General features: G+C 74.0%; 15 protein-coding genes. 9 read left to right on the plus strand and 6 right to left on the minus strand.

What is annotated here, in order from left to right; all coding sequences use genetic code 11:
* The first annotated feature begins 4 nt into the window (after positions 1-4).
* Positions 5-388: a helix-turn-helix domain-containing protein gene (locus ACFWEG_RS10325; RefSeq protein WP_387211744.1), complete on the plus strand. Its 384-nt coding sequence runs from the start codon at positions 5-7 to the stop codon at positions 386-388.
* Positions 389-562: 174 nt separating this feature from the next.
* Positions 563-793: a hypothetical protein gene (locus tag ACFWEG_RS10330; RefSeq protein ID WP_387211747.1), complete on the plus strand. Its 231-nt coding sequence runs from the start codon at positions 563-565 to the stop codon at positions 791-793.
* 39 nt (positions 794-832) lie between these two features.
* On the opposite strand, the gene ACFWEG_RS10335 is transcribed toward ACFWEG_RS10330, so the two are convergent.
* Positions 833-1,627 carry an Fpg/Nei family DNA glycosylase gene (locus ACFWEG_RS10335; RefSeq protein ID WP_387211750.1) on the minus strand — a complete coding sequence of 265 codons (795 nt, stop codon included), beginning with the start codon at positions 1,625-1,627 and terminating at the stop codon, positions 833-835.
* 126 nt (positions 1,628-1,753) lie between these two features.
* A complete protein-coding gene (locus tag ACFWEG_RS10340; RefSeq protein ID WP_387211753.1) occupies positions 1,754-6,424 on the minus strand; it encodes an ATP-dependent helicase in 4,671 nt (1,556 codons plus the stop codon).
* A gap of 56 nt (positions 6,425-6,480) precedes the next feature.
* On the opposite strand from ACFWEG_RS10340, the gene ACFWEG_RS10345 reads away from it, so the two are divergent.
* From ACFWEG_RS10345 to ACFWEG_RS10355, 3 genes are read left to right on the plus strand one after another with little or no spacing between them, the layout of a single operon-like run.
* On the plus strand, positions 6,481-7,353 hold the full coding sequence (locus tag ACFWEG_RS10345; RefSeq protein WP_387211756.1) for an AraC family transcriptional regulator: 873 nt from the start codon (positions 6,481-6,483) through the stop codon (positions 7,351-7,353).
* Between the two features lie 55 nt (positions 7,354-7,408).
* Positions 7,409-8,164, plus strand: coding sequence for an AzlC family ABC transporter permease (locus tag ACFWEG_RS10350; protein ID WP_387211826.1), 756 nt, complete (start codon positions 7,409-7,411; stop codon positions 8,162-8,164).
* Positions 8,161-8,469: an AzlD domain-containing protein gene (locus ACFWEG_RS10355; RefSeq protein WP_387211759.1), complete on the plus strand. Its 309-nt coding sequence runs from the start codon at positions 8,161-8,163 to the stop codon at positions 8,467-8,469. Before ACFWEG_RS10350 ends, ACFWEG_RS10355 begins: the two co-directional genes overlap by 4 nt.
* Before the next feature lie 28 nt (positions 8,470-8,497).
* Here ACFWEG_RS10355 and ACFWEG_RS10360 read toward each other — a convergent pair whose 3' ends face one another.
* Positions 8,498-9,412: a hypothetical protein gene (locus ACFWEG_RS10360; protein ID WP_387211762.1), complete on the minus strand. Its 915-nt coding sequence runs from the start codon at positions 9,410-9,412 to the stop codon at positions 8,498-8,500.
* 78 nt (positions 9,413-9,490) lie between these two features.
* Between ACFWEG_RS10360 and ACFWEG_RS10365 the strand changes: the two genes are divergently transcribed.
* From ACFWEG_RS10365 to recX, 4 genes are all read left to right on the plus strand, one after another.
* Positions 9,491-9,685: a DUF3046 domain-containing protein gene (locus ACFWEG_RS10365; protein ID WP_387211765.1), complete on the plus strand. Its 195-nt coding sequence runs from the start codon at positions 9,491-9,493 to the stop codon at positions 9,683-9,685.
* A 32-nt stretch (positions 9,686-9,717) separates the two neighbouring features.
* Positions 9,718-10,983, plus strand: coding sequence for an AI-2E family transporter (locus ACFWEG_RS10370; protein WP_387211768.1), 1,266 nt, complete (start codon positions 9,718-9,720; stop codon positions 10,981-10,983).
* 224 nt (positions 10,984-11,207) lie between these two features.
* Positions 11,208-12,332: a recombinase RecA gene (gene recA, locus ACFWEG_RS10375; protein ID WP_387211771.1), complete on the plus strand. Its 1,125-nt coding sequence runs from the start codon at positions 11,208-11,210 to the stop codon at positions 12,330-12,332.
* Between the two features lie 11 nt (positions 12,333-12,343).
* Complete coding sequence (gene recX / locus ACFWEG_RS10380; RefSeq protein WP_387211774.1) at positions 12,344-12,976, plus strand: recombination regulator RecX; 633 nt, start codon at positions 12,344-12,346, stop codon at positions 12,974-12,976.
* A gap of 86 nt (positions 12,977-13,062) precedes the next feature.
* Here the strand turns inward: recX and ACFWEG_RS10385 are convergent, their stop codons facing one another.
* From ACFWEG_RS10385 to ACFWEG_RS10395, 3 genes are all read right to left on the minus strand, one after another.
* Positions 13,063-13,527 (minus strand): rhodanese-like domain-containing protein, encoded by a 465-nt coding sequence (locus ACFWEG_RS10385; protein WP_387211829.1) that lies wholly within the window; start codon positions 13,525-13,527, stop codon positions 13,063-13,065.
* Complete coding sequence (locus tag ACFWEG_RS10390) at positions 13,518-14,108, minus strand: cysteine dioxygenase (protein WP_387211777.1); 591 nt, start codon at positions 14,106-14,108, stop codon at positions 13,518-13,520. The genes ACFWEG_RS10385 and ACFWEG_RS10390 overlap by 10 nt, the downstream gene beginning before the upstream one ends.
* 83 nt (positions 14,109-14,191) lie before the next feature.
* Positions 14,192-14,278: a putative leader peptide gene (locus tag ACFWEG_RS10395; protein WP_358477332.1), complete on the minus strand. Its 87-nt coding sequence runs from the start codon at positions 14,276-14,278 to the stop codon at positions 14,192-14,194.
* Between the last annotated feature and the right edge of the window lie 21 nt (positions 14,279-14,299).

Here is a 14,299-nt window from a genome sequence, read left to right on the forward strand (position 1 = left end):
ACCGATGATTCTGCTCCGTCGCCTGCTGGGTGACGTGCTGCGTCGGCAGCGCCAGCGCCAAGGCCGTACTCTGCGCGAGGTCTCCTCGTCCGCCCGAGTCTCACTCGGCTATCTCTCCGAGGTGGAGCGGGGGCAGAAGGAGGCGTCCTCCGAACTGCTCTCCGCGATCTGTGACGCGCTTGATGTACGGATGTCCGAGCTCATGCGCGAGGTGAGCGACGAGCTCGCCCTCGCGGAGCTGGCCCAGTCTGCAGCGGCGAGCGAGTCGATGCCGGCGCCGGTGCGCCCGATGCTCAATTCCGTCTCCGTGACGTCGATGGCGGGTGTCTCGCCCGATCGCGTCACCATCAAGGCGCCCGCGGAAGCGGTGGACGTGGTCGCCGCGTAGCCGACGGCTGCGTACGAGTGCGACGCCGAGCCCCGGCCGGGTACGTCCCGGCCGGGGCTTCTGCGTGCCCGGACGGGTGCGAGAGGCCCTGAGGTGACCGTATTGTCCGACATGTGACATGGTTGCTGAGGGACATCACCGGAGCCGGCCCGCAGGGCCCGACGGGAGGTACGGGTGCTGACGCGTGCGGCGCTGGTGATCGCGGTCGGGGCGGGCGTGGCGTGGTGGTGGGCGGTAGCCAGGCTGCTGCTCGACCCGGCGGACGCGGGGGCGCTGGAGGGGACCGTGGTGGTCGGCGGGTGGGGGCTGAGCCTGCTGCCGGTGCACTGCGTGGGCAAGGCGCGGGCGAAGGGTGTGGCGCCGTGGACCCTGGCGTGGTGGTCGGGGCGGCGCAAGGGGTCCTGAGGGGGATGGGATCGGATCCAGCGCTCCGGGGCGGGCGCTTCAGGGGGTGGGGCCGCTCTGGCAGCGGGGGCACCAGTACGTGGGCCGCTCGCGCGAACCGTCGCCCTGGTCGGCCTTGCGGATCGAGGTACCGCAGCGCAGGCAGGGGCGGGGCGCGCGCCCGTAGACGTACTGCTGCCGGCCCGGAGTGGAGTTGCCGGTGGTGATCCGGGTCGGGCGGACGCGGTTGGCCTCCAGGAGCTTCTTGGCGACCGTCGTCGCGTGCTCGGGGGCCGGCAGTTCGCCGACGGGCAGCCAGGGGGTCACCCGGAGCAGGAAGCAGATCTCCGACTTGTACACGTTGCCGACGCCGGCCAGGTTCCGCTGGTCGAGCAGGGCCTCGCCGAGTGCCCGGCCGGGCTCCTTGAGCAGGTTGGCCAGCGCCCGGTCGGCGTCCCAGTCCGGGCCGAGGAGGTCCGGACCCAGGTGTCCCACAGCCTTCTCCTCGTCCCGGGTGCGGAGCAGTTCCAGCACGGGGAGCCGGTAGCCGACGGCCGTGCGCTCGTCGTTGCCGAGGATCGCGCGGATCTGGTGGTCGGGCCCGCCCCGCCAGCGCTCGCCGGGGGCGTATATCCTCCACTGGCCGTCCATGCGCAGGTGCGAGTGCAGGGTGAGGCCGCCCTCGATCCGGGTCAGCAGGTGCTTGCCGCGCGCGGTCACGTCCAGGACGGTGCGGCCCGTCAGGTCGGCGGTGGCGAAGCGGGGCACACGCAGGTCCGACCGGGTGAGGACCCGGTCGGCGAGCGCCGTGTGCAGACGGGCCGCGGCCTGGAAGACGGTGTCGCCCTCGGGCATGGCATCGGGCTCCCTGGTCGTCGCTGTCCGGTGCTGCCCGTCGTCGGAGCGGGGCAGGTCGGGTCGGTCGGGGTGCGGGTTCCCGGGGGCGGACCGGCCAGTCCGGCTGACGTGTGTGCGAGCCGGTCAGGCGCGCAGCCGCAGGCCTCGCGGGGTGGCGTGGAACCCGGCTGCCTCCAGTGTGCGGCCCAGGGGCGAGGTCAGCGCGGAGGCGCCGTTGACCCGCTCCACGGTGACCGTGCCGAGTGCGCCCGCGGCCGCCGCTGCCGCCAGGGCGGTGACGGCCGCGTGGACCCGGTCGTCGGGCGCCCCGGGGGCGTCGGGTTCCGGGGCGGTCCCATCGCCGTGGTCCGTGCGGGCGTCGGGCCAGGCCAGGAGCGTCTTGCCGCCGCGCTCCATGTACAGGGTGAGCGCGCCGTCGACCAGGACGACGAGGGAGCCCGCCTTGCGGCCCGGCTTGTGGGTGGCGTCACCTGGGGGTTCGGGCCAGGGGAGGGCGGCTCCGTAAGCGTTGGCGGGGTCGGCGGCGGCGAGGACGACGGCCCGGGCGGGCTGGTCGCGGGGGGTGCCGCGGTCCTGGGCGGTGGAGGTGGCGCGCAGCCGGTCGACGGCCCCGTCCATGGCGAACTGGGCGGCTCCCAGGCCTTCGACGACGTAACCGCGGCGGGCCTGGCCGCTCTCCTCGAAGACGGACAGCACTCGGTACACGGCGGAGAAGCCGCCCTCCACGCCCTCGGCGCCGACTGCGCCCCTGGTCACCACCCCGTGCCGGTCCAGGAGGGTGCGGGCCAGGGCGTGGGCCCGGACCGTGGGGTCCGGCTCGGGCGAGGGCAGGAGTGACCAGCGGCCGGACACGGTCGGCGGCCCGGTGCGCGAGGTGGCGCGGGCGGCTGCGGTGAGAGAGCCGTAGCGGCCGCGCGGTACGGACCGCTTGGCGCGGTGGGCGGTCGAGCCGGCGGTGCGGCCCGAGCCGAGCAGCGCGCGGAGCGGGGCGAGGGTGTCGTTGGTCAGCCGGCCCGACCAGGTCAGCTCCCACAGGGCCTCCGCGAGCTGCGTGTCGGAGACGGTGGGGTGGGTGGTGGCGCGCACCTGGTCGGCGATCTGGCGGAAGAAGAGACCGTAGCCGCCGGCCAGGGTGGTCAGCACGGACTCGTGGAGAGCGGTCTGCTCCAGGGGGTGCGGGGGCGGCAGCAGGAGCGGGGCGGCGTCGGCGAGGTGGAGGGAGACCCAGCCGTCCTTGCCGGGGAGCGATCCCGCACCGGACCACACCACCTCGCCGGTGGTGGTCAGCTCGTCGAGCATCGCGGGGGTGTACCCGGCGACCCGGGACGGCAGGACGAGCCTCTCCAGGGCCGAGGCGGGGACGGTCGCCCCCTGGAGCTGCTCGATCGCGCGCACCAGGCCGTCGATGCCGCGCAGCCCGCCCCCGCCGACGTGCTGCCACTGCGGGAGGAACGCGGCCAGGGCGGTGGGCGGTACCGGTTCGAGTTCGTGCCGGAGCGCGGCGAGGGAGCGGCGGCGCAGGCGGCGCAGCACGGTGGCGTCGCACCACTCCTGGCCGCTGCCCGAGGGATGGAACTCGCCCTGGACGACGCGGCCGTTGCCCGCGAGGCGCTGCAGGGTGCCGTCGGTGACGGCCGGGCCGAGGCCGAAGCGGTTCGCGGCGGCGGCCGAGGTGAAGGGGCCGTGGGTGCGGGCGTAGCGGGCGAGCAGGTCGCCCAGGGGGGCCTTGACCGGTTCGGTGAACGCCTCGGGGACGCCGACGGGCAGCGCGGTGCCGAGCGCGTCCCGCAGGCGGCCCGCGTCCTCGATCGCGGCCCAGTGGTCGGCGCCGGAGATCCGCACCCGGATGGCGCGGCGGGCGCCGGCGAGGGCGGGGGCCCATTCGGGTGCGGCGCCGCGCTCGGCCAGTTCGGCGTCGGTGAGGGGGCCCAGTACGCGCAGCAGGTCGGCGACGCCCTCGGCGCCCTTGATCCGGCGGTCCTCGGTGAGCCACTGCAGCTCCTGCTCCAGCTCCGACAGGACCTCGGGGTCGAGGAGCTCGCGCAGCTCCGCCTGTCCGAGCAGCTCGGCGAGCAGCCGGGAGTCCAGGGACAGTGCGGCCGCCCGGCGTTCGGCGAGCGGGGAGTCGCCCTCGTAGAGGAACTGCGCCACGTAGCCGAAGAGCAGGGAGCGGGCGAAGGGGGACGGTTCGGGGGTGGTGACCTCGACCAGGCGGACCTTGCGGGACTCGATGTCCCCCATCAGCTCGGTCAGTCCGGGGACGTCGAAGACGTCCTGCAGGCACTCGCGGACCGCTTCGAGGACGATCGGGAAGGAGCCGAACTCGGATGCCACCTGGAGCAGTTGGGAGGCGCGCTGGCGCTGCTGCCACAGCGGGGTCCGCTTGCCGGGGCTGCGCCGGGGCAGCAGCAGCGCCCGGGCGGCGCACTCGCGGAAGCGGGAGGCGAAGAGGGCGGAGCCGCCGACCTGGTCGGTGACCAGCTGGTCGACCTCGGACTTGTCGAAGAGCGTGTCGGCGGCGCCGACCGGGGGCTTGTCGCTGTCGTAGGACGCCTCGGGGAGCATCGGCTCCTGGTCGAGGAGGTCCAGGCTCATCAGGTCGGCGTCGGGCAGCCGGAGCACGATGCCGTCGTCGGCGTGCATGACCTGGGCGTCCATGCCGTACCGCTCGGTGAGGCGGGCGCCCAGGGCGAGCGCCCAGGGGGCGTGGACCTGCGCGCCGAAGGGGGAGTGGACGACGACCCGCCAGTCGCCCAGCTCGTCGCGGAAGCGTTCCACGACGATCGTGCGGTCGTCGGGGATGTGGCCGCAGGCCTGGCGCTGCTCGTCGAGGTAGGCGATCACGTTGCCCGCGGCCCACTCGTCCAGGCCCGCGGCGGAGAGGCGGGCGCGGGCCTTGTCGGGGGTGAGGGCGCCGACCTCCCGGAGGAAGGCGCCGACCGCGCGGCCCAGTTCGAGCGGGCGGCCGAGCTGGTCGCCCTTCCAGAACGGCAGCCTTCCGGGGACGCCCGGGGCGGGGGAGACCAGGACCCGGTCGCGGGTGATGTCCTCGATGCGCCAGGAGCTGGTGCCGAGGGTGAAGACGTCCCCGACGCGGGACTCGTAGACCATCTCCTCGTCGAGCTCGCCGACCCGGCCGCCGCCCTTCTTGGGGTCGGACCCGGCGAGGAAGACGCCGAAGAGGCCCCGGTCGGGGATCGTGCCGCCGGAGGTGACCGCCAGGCGCTGCGCGCCGGGGCGGCCGGTCACGGTGCCCGCGACGCGGTCCCAGACCACACGGGGGCGCAGCTCGGCGAAGGCGTCCGAGGGGTACCGGCCGGCGAGCATGTCCAGGACGGCGGTGAACGCGGACTCCGGGAGCGCGGAGAACGGGGCCGCGCGGCGGACGACGGCGAGCAGGTCGTCGGCCTGCCAGCTGTCGAGCGCGACCATGGCGACGAGTTGCTGGGCGAGGACGTCGAGCGGGTTGGCGGGGACCCGCAGCGACTCGATGGCGCCGGTCCGCATCCGCTCGGTGACCACGGCCGACTGGACCAGGTCGCCGCGGTACTTGGGGAAGACGACCCCGGTGGAGACCGCCCCCACCTGGTGGCCGGCCCGGCCGACGCGCTGGAGCCCGGAGGCGACCGAGGGGGGCGACTCCACCTGCACGACCAGGTCCACCGCGCCCATGTCGATGCCGAGCTCCAGGCTGGACGTGGCCACGACGGCGGGCAGCCGGCCGGCCTTGAGGTCCTCCTCGACCAGGGCGCGCTGCTCCTTGGACACCGATCCGTGGTGGGCGCGTGCGAGGACCTGGGGGGCGCCCGAGACCCCGCCGGAGCCGCCCATCAGTTCCGCGGGGGAGTGGGCCTCCGGTACGGGTTCGCCGGTGGCCCGCTCGTAGGCGATCTCGTTGAGCCGGTTGCACAGGCGCTCGGCGAGGCGGCGGGAGTTGGCGAAGACGATGGTGGAGCGGTGCGCCTGGACGAGGTCGGCGATCCGTTCCTCGACCTGCGGCCAGATCGAGGGGCGCTCCTTCTCGTCGCCCTCGGCGACCGGGGAGCCGCCGAGCTCGCCCATGTCCTCCACCGGCACCACCACCGACAGGTCGAAGCGCTTCGCCGACGGCGGCTGCACGATCTCGACCTTGCGGCGCGGCGAGAGGTAGCGGGCGATCTCGTCGACCGGCCGGACCGTCGCCGACAGGCCGATGCGCCGGGCAGGGCGGGGGAGCAGCTCGTCCAGGCGCTCCAGGGAGACGGCGAGGTGGGCGCCGCGCTTGGTGCCCGCCACCGCGTGGACCTCGTCGAGGATGACCGTCTCGACGCCGGCCAGGGCTTCGCGGGCGGACGAGGTGAGCATCAGGAAGAGCGACTCGGGGGTGGTGATGAGGATGTCCGGCGGGTGGGTGGCCATCGAGCGCCGCTCGGCCGCCGGGGTGTCGCCGGAGCGGATCCCGACCCGGACCTCCGGCTCGGGCAGCCCCTGCCGTACGGACTCCTGGCGGATGCCGGTCAGGGGCGAGCGGAGGTTGCGCTCGACGTCGACCGCGAGCGCCTTGAGCGGGGAGACGTACAGGACCCGGCAGCGCTTGCGGGGGTCGGCGGGGGGCGGGGCGGCCGCCAGGTCGTCCAGGGCGGCCAGGAAGGCGGCGAGCGTCTTGCCGGAGCCGGTCGGGGCCACGACCAGCACGTCCGAGCCCTCGCCGATCGCCCGCCAGGCTCCGGCCTGGGCGTCCGTGGGCGCGGTGAAGGCCCCCGTGAACCAGCTCCTGGTCGCGGGGGAGAAACCGGCAAGCGCGTCTCCAGCCATGGCCCCATCGTGCACCGAGCCACTGACAATCGCCCGGACCTGCGACAATTCACGGTATGACGGCGGCGGACGAGGACGGCGGGAACCGGGACCGGGCCCGGTACTGGCAGCACCCCGACCTCCCCGGCGTCGACCTCCTGCACGCCCACTACGTCCGGATGGCCTTCGCCCGGCACACCCACGAGACGTTCGTGTTCGCCGCGATCACCGAGGGCGTCGAGGCCTTCCACTACGGTTCCGACCTGGTCAGGGCGGGGCCGGGGCAGATCGCGCTGGTGAACCCGGACGTCTCGCACACCGGGCACGCGGGCGTCCCCGAAGGCTGGACCTACCGCACGCTCTACCCGGACGCCGACCTGATCGAGTCCATCGCCGCCGACGCGCTCTCCCTGCGCGGCCCGGTCGGCTTCACCGCCCCGGTGGTCGACGACGCCTACGCCGCGCAGCTCGTCGTCGGCGTCCACAAGGCGGCCGAGCAGGGCAACGCGCTGGCCGCGGACACCCTGCTGCGCCAGGTCACCGCGCGGATGCTGCGCAGCCACGGCGGACGGCTGCCCGGCCGCGAGGGGCAGGCCGCCGGGGCACGGGACGCGGACCGGGCGCGGGCCCTGCTGGAGGAGCGGATGGACAGCCCGCCCACCCTGGAGCGGCTCGCCGCGGAGCTGGGCACCAGCCCCTTCGCGCTGCTGCGCGCCTTCAAGCGGCGCTACGGCATGCCGCCGCACGCCTGGCTGACGGACGCCCGGGTGCGGCGGGCCCGCGCGCTCCTGGACGCGGGCTCGGCCCCGGCGGAAGCGGCGCTGGCCGTCGGCTTCACCGACCAGCCGCACCTCAACCGGCACTTCACCCGGATGGTGGGGGTCCCGCCGGGCGCGTACCGGCGCGGACGTGCAAGAACGTACAAGACGGGTGACGACGGGCCCGCGTAGCGTCCCGGACGTGGTGAAGAAGACAGCGTCCCCAGAGGGACGCCACGCGACAGACATACAGGCCTCAGGGGACGGCACGGTCCTCGCCGGGCCCGCCGGCGCCTCCGTACCGGTGAAGGCGGACGCGGCCGTCGTCCGCGACGCGCTCGGGGTGGGCGTCGCGGTGGGCCTCTCCGGGTTCGCCTTCGGCGTCACGTCGGTCGGCGCCGGGCTGAGCGTGCTCCAGACCTGCGCGCTCAGCCTGCTGGTCTTCACCGGCGCGTCGCAGTTCGCGCTCGTGGGCGCGCTCGCCGCCGGCGGCAACCCGTTCACCGCCGCCGCGGGAGCGTTCTTCCTCGGCGCGCGCAACGCGTTCTACGGACTGCGCCTCTCCCAGCTGCTCTCGCTGCGGCGCTCCGTGCGCCCGCTCGCCGCCCACTGGGTCATCGACGAGACCACCGCCGTCGCGCTCGCGCAGCCGGACCGCCGGTCCGCGCGGATCGGCTTCACGGTCACCGGCCTCACGCTCTACGTGCTGTGGAACCTGACGACGCTGCTCGGCGGGATCGGCGCGGAGGCGCTCGGCGACACCTCGGCCTGGGGGCTCGACGCGGCGGGACCCGCCGTCTTCCTGGCGCTGCTCGCACCGATGCTGCGGACGGCGACGGAGCGCCTCACCGCCGGTCTCGCGGTCGTGCTGGGCCTCGGGCTGCTGCCGGTGCTCCCGGCCGGGGTCCCGGTGCTCGTGGCGGGGCTCGCCGCACCCGCGATGCTGTTCCTGGAGGGCCGCCGGGCCCGTGCGGGCGCCGCGGGCGAGGAGGGGGAGCGGTGAACGTCTGGATCGCGATCATCGCGACCGCCGTCGGCTGCTACGCGGTCAAGCTGCTCGGCCTGCTCGTCCCGGCCGGGGTCCTCGAGCGGCCGCTCGTGCAACGGCTCGCGGCCCTGATGCCGGTCGCCCTGCTGGCGGCGCTCACCGCCCAGCAGACCTTCCAGGCGGGCGACGCGCTCGTCGTCGACGCCCGGCTCGCGGGCATGGCGGCGGCCGCCCTCGCGCTCGTGCTGCGGGCGCACTTCCTGGTCGTCGTCGGCGTCGCGGTCGCGGTGACGGCCGGCGTCAGGCTCCTGACCGGCTGAACCCGCGACCCGCCGTCCGCACGGAGGGTCAGTCGAGCCGGCGGCCGTGGGCGCGCAGGGTCAGCAGCGCCTCGATGGTGACGATCGGCCGCCATTCCAGATGGGTGCCGACGGCCCACTCCGGCCACCGCACGGGCCACCCGCCGTCGTCCTGCTGCTCGGCGGCGAGCGCGTCCAGGGAGCGGTCCATCTCGGCGTCGGTGAACCAGCGGCGGGCCAGGGAGTCGGGTGTCCTGGCGAAGTGGTGGGGGAGATGGTGCTCGCCCGGGGCGTACCCGTCGGCGACGGGTGTGTCGTCCGGGCGGGCCGGGTCGAGCAGGACGAGGCGGTCGTCCCGCACCAGCCGCCCCAGGCGGTCCGCCGCCGCCTCAGCGCGCACCCGGTCCGGGACGCCGTCCAGGAACGCGACCGCCGCCCGCACCTCGTAGGGGTGCGACGAGGTGAGGGAGTCGACGACCGCCCAGCAGAAGTCGGTGGCCCGGAAGAGCCATGCGTGCCACACCTCGTTGCGGTGCAGCAGCCCCACCACGGGGCCGGTGGCGAGCAGTTCGCCCGGCGGATCGTCGACCAAGGGGATGAACGGCGCCACCGGGTAGCCGCGGATCGAGGGATGCAGGGCGGGCAGTGCACCGTCCTTGGTGGACACGCCGGTCAGGTAGCGGCAGATCCGCTCCGCCCGCATCCCGCCGCACCTGCCGATGGAGTCGAGGATCCCCAGGGCGTGCGCGGTGTGCAGCGGCTGGCTGACGGGGCCCCGCAGATCGGGCTCCAGGGCGTGGCCGTAGCCGCCGTCGTCGTTGAGGTAGGCGTCCAGCGCCGTCTCGATCCGGTCCGTGCCGCCGCCCAGGAAGTGGTGCTCGAACAGCCGCTGTTCGAGCACACGGGCGGTCAGCCAGACGAACCGCTCGGCGCGTGCCATGGGTGATGCTCCGGTTCCTGCCATGTGTCGACCGTAGGGCGCGTGCCGTGAGGGGCAAGGCCTACGGCGCGGGCTCACCCTCAGGAGCGCGATACTGGAAGCATGCGGTTGACGATTTTCTGGGAGCGGATGGCGGACCACTTCGGTGAGGGGTATGCGCAGTCGTTCGCGAGCGATCACGTGATGTCCGAACTGGGGGGCCGCACCGTGCGCGAGGCCCTGGAGGCGGGCTGGGAGGCGAAGGACGTCTGGCGCGCGGTCTGTACGGCGATGGAGATCCCCGAGCACCGGCGCTGATCCCGGACGGCGACCGTACGAGAGACTGAGACGTGGCATCGACTGACGAGCAACCCCAGGGCGCCGTCCCGCCGGACCCGACGCCCCCCGCCCCGCCCACCGCGCCACCCCCCGCAGCGGCCGTCGAGCCCCGCGACCGGATGCCGCGCTGGCTGCCGAGGGCCGTCGTCCTGGCCCTCGCGCTGTACGCCTGCTTCCAGTTGGGCAGCTGGATGTTCCACCAGCTGCTCGGGCTGCTGATCAACATCCTGATCGCGTTCTTCCTCGCCCTCGCCATCGAACCCGCCGTCGGCCGGATGTCCGCGCGGGGCATGCGGCGCGGTCTCGCGACGGCGATCGTGTTCTTCGGGGTGCTGATCGCGGGCGCGGGCTTCGTGACGCTGCTCGGGACGATGCTCGCCGACCAGATCGTGCAGATGGTCGAGGACTTCCCCGACTACCTCGACTCGGTCATCAACTGGATCAACACCACGTTCTCCACCGACCTGTCGCGGGTGCAGATCCAGGACAGCCTGGTGCGCTCCGACTGGCTGCAGCGGTACGTGCAGAACAGCGCCTCCGGCGTCCTCGACGTCTCCGCCCAGGTCGTCGGCGGCCTCTTCCAGCTGCTGACGATCGCGCTCTTCTCGTTCTACTTCGCCGCCGACGGCCCCCGGCTGCGGCGGGCCCTGTGCTCGGTGCTGCCGCCCGCCAAGCAGGCGGAGGTGCTGCGGGCCTGGGAGATCGCCGTCACCAAGACCGGCGGGTACATCTACTCGCGCGGGCTCATGGCCCTGATCTCCGGGGCGGCTCACTACGTGCTGCTCGCCACCCTCGGCGTGCCCTACGCGCCCGCGCTCGCCATCTGGGTCGGCCTGGTCTCGCAGTTCATCCCGACCATCGGCACCTACCTGGCCGGCGCCCTGCCGATTCTGATCGCCTTCACGGTCAACCCCTGGTACGCGCTGTGGGTGCTGCTCTTCGTCGTGGTCTACCAGCAGTTCGAGAACTACGTGCTGCAGCCGAAGCTGACCGCGAGGACGGTCGACATCCACCCGGCGGTCGCGTTCGGCTCGGTCGTCGCGGGGACGGCCCTGCTCGGCGCGGTCGGCGCGCTGATCGCCATCCCGGCCGTCGCCACCCTGCAGGCCTTCCTCGGCGCCTACGTCAAGCGGTACGACGTCACCGACGACCCGCGGGTGCAGGGGCGGCGGCGCAGGCCGGGGACCGCGGCGCTGGCGCAGGCGCGCGGCGCGCTGCGCCGGGGGAACCGCGAGGAGCTGCCGCGGCGGTCGGAGACGGAACCCGACGAGGAGTAGCCGGTGCGGGCCGCGGGGGCACGCGTGGTGCGGGCCGCGGGGTGCGCGTGGTGCGCTTGACACGAAAATCGAACATCCTTTCTGATGGATGTTCCGCCCCGATTTCCCAGGGGGCGCCGCAGCGAGTTATCCACAGGTCGGAGCGACGTCGGGGCCCATTGTCAGTGCCAGGCGTTAGCGTCGTAGACGTGAAGCGATCGACTCAAGCAAATCGGGTGGAACCCATGGCAGGTACGGACCGCGACAAGGCGCTGGACGCCGCGCTCGCACAGATCGAACGGCAATTCGGCAAGGGCGCGGTGATGCGCCTGGGCGAGCGCCCCAACGAGCCCATCGAGGTGATCGGCACCGGCTCGACCGCCCTCGACATCGCGCTCGGCGTCGGCGGCCTGCCGCGCGGCCGCGTGGTGGAGGTCTACGGACCGGAGTCCTCCGGCAAGACCACCCTCACCCTGCACGCGGTGGCCAACGCCCAGAAGGCCGGCGGCACCGTGGCGTTCATCGACGCAGAGCACGCCCTCGACCCCGAGTACGCCAAGAAGCTCGGCGTCGACATCGACAACCTCATCCTGTCCCAGCCGGACAACGGCGAGCAGGCCCTGGAGATCGTCGACATGCTGGTGCGCTCCGGCGCGCTGGACCTCATCGTCGTCGACTCCGTCGCGGCCCTGGTGCCGCGTGCGGAGATCGAGGGCGAGATGGGCGACTCGCACGTCGGTCTCCAGGCGCGCCTGATGAGCCAGGCGCTGCGGAAGATCACCAGCGCCCTCAACCAGTCCAAGACCACCGCGATCTTCATCAACCAGCTCCGCGAGAAGATCGGTGTGATGTTCGGCTCCCCGGAGACCACCACCGGTGGCCGGGCGCTGAAGTTCTACGCCTCGGTGCGCCTGGACATCCGCCGTATCGAGACCCTCAAGGACGGCACCGACGCGGTCGGCAACCGGACCCGGGTCAAGGTCGTCAAGAACAAGGTCGCGCCGCCCTTCAAGCAGGCCGAGTTCGACATCCTCTACGGCCAGGGCATCAGCCGCGAGGGCGGCCTGATCGACATGGGCGTCGAGCACGGCTTCGTCCGCAAGGCCGGCGCCTGGTACACCTACGAGGGCGACCAGCTCGGCCAGGGCAAGGAGAACGCCCGGAACTTCCTCAAGGACAACCCCGACCTGGCGGACGAGATCGAGAAGAAGATCAAGACCAAGCTGGGTGTCGGCGTCCGTCCCGGGGACACCGCCGAGGAGCCGGTCGCGGCCGTCCCCGGCACCGGCGACGAGGCGGCGAAGGCGGTCCCGGCCCCCGCGGCCAAGACCGCCAAGGCGCCCAAGACGGCGGCAGCGGCCAAGAGCTGAGCTGATCATCCGTGACACGGCGAAGCGACTGGCCGGGCGACGCGGAGGCAGCGGCGGACGGGCCGTCCTCGGCACCGAGGGCGGCCCGGCGGAAGGAGGCCCGCACGGACGGGCCGGGGCCCGAGCGGCCCCAGGACCCGGCCGAGCGGGCGCGGGCGATCTGCCTGCGCCTGCTCACCGGAACGGCCAAGACCCGCAAGCAGCTCGCGGAGGCACTGCAGAAGCGGGAGATCCCCGACGAGGTGGCGCAGGAGGTCCTCTCCCGCTTCGAGGAGGTCGGTCTCATCGACGACGCCGCCTTCGCCGGGGCCTGGGTCGAGTCCCGGCACCACGGCAGGGGCCTGGCCCGCAGGGCGCTCGCCCAGGAGCTCCGCACCAAGGGTGTGGACAACGCCCTGATCGCCGACGCGATGGTGCAGCTCGACGCGGACCGGGAGGAGGCCACCGCCCGGGAGCTGGTCGCCCGCAAGCTCCGGTCCACGCGGGGGCTCGACCGGGACAAGCGGCTGCGCCGGCTCGCCGGGATGCTGGCCCGCAAGGGGTACTCCGAGGGCATGGCGATCAGGGTGGTGCGCCAGGCGCTGGAGGAAGAGGGAGCCGAGGAGCGGGACGGCACGTACGGGAGCGGCTTCGACGCCCACTGACCGCGTGTGGTCGGAGCGGGCCACGCGGGGCGGGACCGGGTTCGACCGGGCCGCCCCGACGCGTCGGGCCGGCCCGGTCCGGGGTCTCAGCCCCGGTCCGACCCGTCCGGTTCCCGCGCCGCGTCCACCGCCGGCGGGGTGGGGCGGCCGGGCCCGTCGGCCCGCACGGGAAGTCCCGCCGCACGCCAGGCCTGGAAGCCGCCGTCCAGATCGGTGGCACGGGTCAGGCCCAGCCGCCGCAGGGACTCCGCGGCGAGGCTCGACGCGTACCCCTCGTTGCAGACGACGATCACCGGCACCCCGTGGCCGGTCGCCTCGGCGACCCGGTGGCTGCCCTGCGGGTCGAGCCGCCACTCCAGCTCGTTGCGCTCCACGATGAGCGCGCCCGGGATCAGCCCGTCCCGCTCCCGCAGGGCCGCGTACCGGATGTCCACCAGCAGCGCCCCCTCGGCCGCGGCGGCGTGCGCCTCCGCCGCACTCGGGCGGCGGACACCGGAGCGCACCTCGTCGAGCAGCGCGTCGATGCCCTGACGCGGGGCGCTCACTGCCAGTCCTCCGGCCGCTCCACCGACTCCAGGCGCAGGACCGGCCCGGTACGGCTGTAGCGGCGGATCTGCGGCAGCGGCGGGTAGTAGGCGTGCACGGAGACGGCGTGCTGCGTCGAGGTGTTGAGCACCTCGTGGACGTGGTGCTGCCCGAACGCGCGGCCCTTGCCGGCCGTCAACCGCCGGGTGCGGTCGATGCCTTCGGACAGCTCCAGCGTCTTCCAGCCGTCGGCCGGCAGCCGGGCCGTCAGCGAGTTCTCCCGCAGCTCACCCGCCGCGGTGAGGAACGCGCCGACGGACTCCGCGTGGTCGTGCCAGCCGGTGCCCGTGCCCGGTGGCCACCCGATGAGCCACGCCTCGCTGCCCGCCGGACCGTCGAGCCGCACCCAGGTGCGGCCCTCGGGGTCCAGCGGGAGCTGGGCGACGGCGGCCGGGTCGGCGGCGACGCGGCGGACGAAGTCGAGCAGCTGTGCGGCCGTGGGGCCGGGCGGGGCCTGCGCCGGCTGCGGAAGGTCGGCGGGCGGCGCGGTGACACCGGCGGGCGACACGGGGGCGGGCACGGGCGCACCCGTGGTGGGAACAGACACTGGAGACCGTCCTGGAGTTCGCGGAACGGCCGCGCGCGACGGGAAGCGGACACCGGGGCGCGGCGGAGGAGGGGGAGGCGAATTCAGCAGGAAGGTCGACACATGCAGCCCGCGTAGCGGACGAGGTCCATATGGACCCGCCGCCACAGGCGGACATCGGTGTCGGTCATGTCCCGGAGTACACCACGGGC

Source organism: Streptomyces sp. NPDC060194 (assembly GCF_042728285.1).
Lineage (GTDB): Bacteria > Actinomycetota > Actinomycetes > Streptomycetales > Streptomycetaceae > Streptomyces.

What these genes read in the sequence shown, in the direction of transcription:
- ACFWEG_RS10325 (WP_387211744.1), top strand. Translation starts at nt 5, where the DNA reads ATGATTCTGCTCCGTCGCCTGCTGGGTGACGTGCTGCGTCGGCAGCGC.
- ACFWEG_RS10335 (WP_387211750.1), bottom strand. Translation starts at nt 1,627, where the DNA reads ATGCCCGAGGGCGACACCGTCTTCCAGGCCGCGGCCCGTCTGCACACG.
- ACFWEG_RS10340 (WP_387211753.1), bottom strand. Translation starts at nt 6,424, where the DNA reads ATGGCTGGAGACGCGCTTGCCGGTTTCTCCCCCGCGACCAGGAGCTGG.
- ACFWEG_RS10345 (WP_387211756.1), top strand. Translation starts at nt 6,481, where the DNA reads ATGACGGCGGCGGACGAGGACGGCGGGAACCGGGACCGGGCCCGGTAC.
- ACFWEG_RS10360 (WP_387211762.1), bottom strand. Translation starts at nt 9,412, where the DNA reads ATGGCAGGAACCGGAGCATCACCCATGGCACGCGCCGAGCGGTTCGTC.
- ACFWEG_RS10365 (WP_387211765.1), top strand. Translation starts at nt 9,491, where the DNA reads ATGCGGTTGACGATTTTCTGGGAGCGGATGGCGGACCACTTCGGTGAG.
- recA (WP_387211771.1), top strand. Translation starts at nt 11,208, where the DNA reads ATGGCAGGTACGGACCGCGACAAGGCGCTGGACGCCGCGCTCGCACAG.
- ACFWEG_RS10395 (WP_358477332.1), bottom strand. Translation starts at nt 14,278, where the DNA reads ATGACCGACACCGATGTCCGCCTGTGGCGGCGGGTCCATATGGACCTC.